Annotated in this window: 1 protein-coding gene; it reads right to left on the reverse strand. The window is 32.5% G+C overall.

All coding sequences use genetic code 11. The annotated features are described in order from the left end of the window. Nucleotides 1-32 precede the first annotated feature (32 nt). The gene (locus G504_RS0118075; protein WP_019671595.1) at nt 33-998 is read right to left on the reverse strand and encodes an IS110 family RNA-guided transposase; all 966 of its coding nucleotides are present in this window, start codon (nt 996-998) and stop codon (nt 33-35) included. Nucleotides 999-1,220: the final 222 nt, after the last annotated feature.

Genomic DNA, 1,220 nt, shown 5'->3' on the forward strand with positions numbered 1-1,220 from the left:
CAACAAAGAACTGAGTTAAAATCCAAAGGAAATTAACTTAAATTCGAGACATAGTTTTCATCATAAGATAATCCTGATTTAGCTACTGCAAAAGCCTGTTTTAAGAGCTTATTAATCACTGCTATTAGGGCCAATTTTTTACTTTTCCCCTTAGCTACAATTCTTTCATATAATTCACGACAAGCCTTGTTATATTTACAGGCAGAGAAAGCACATAAAAAGAGTAGGTTTCTAAGTTTTTGATTACCCATTTTACTAATTCGGCTTTTACCTCTAACAGAGGATCCAGACATACGTATAGTAGGTGTAGTTCCTGCGTATGAACAGAGTTGTTTAGCGTTTTCAAACTTTGTAAATCCATCCGTAAGGACAATCAAAATTATGGCTGTTTTAGTTCCCATTCCTGGAATACTTTTAAGTAGTGTAAGTTGTTTTTGTTGATGTGATTTAACGAGTTCTAACAGCCTATTTTCCAATAATTGAATTTCCTTTTGGAGAACTTTTAATGATCGATTGATTGAATGATATACCGTTTTAGAGGGTTTGCCCAATATTTTTTCACCATGTAACTTATTCTTTAAAGCAGTTCTTTGTTTAAGATAAATTTCAATGAGACTCATCAGTTGAACGCATTCTGCTTGATTGGAATCTTTAGAAGTAAAGATGGGAACTTCATTCAAACTGGCATATTGACAAATCGCAAGAGCATCAGATTTATCTGTTTTGATTTTAGATAGTTTCATTTGAACAAAACGTTTTACTGCCAGAGGGTTCACAACCGATACCGTATAGCCCAGATCATACAGATATTTGGCTAAACAATAATGATAATAACCAGTAGCCTCCATAACGATTAGGTCTTTTTTAGTAAGATGTTTGGTCAACTGATTAAAACCTTTTGAGCTGTTTTTAAACTTAAAATGTTTCCCTTGGGAGCTCATAACATCGAATACATCTTTGCTGATATCAACACCAAAGATTTGATTATATTTAAACATAAGAAAATGTTTTTTGAAAGGACAATCTACTTTGCTTTCAACAACTTGAAATCGAGATCTAAAAGTCTCACAGAACTGAACGAAATTGAAGTAGAAAAAGAGAGGGGATTATCATTGTTGACGAGATCTCAGTCTCTACGGCTATATTAACCTTAATCCTCTCTTTTGTTCTTTCTAATTAATTAATGAAATAAAGATATTACAAACTTAAGATGGCTATAA

The organism is Eudoraea adriatica DSM 19308, from assembly GCF_000382125.1.
GTDB lineage: Bacteria > Bacteroidota > Bacteroidia > Flavobacteriales > Flavobacteriaceae > Eudoraea > Eudoraea adriatica.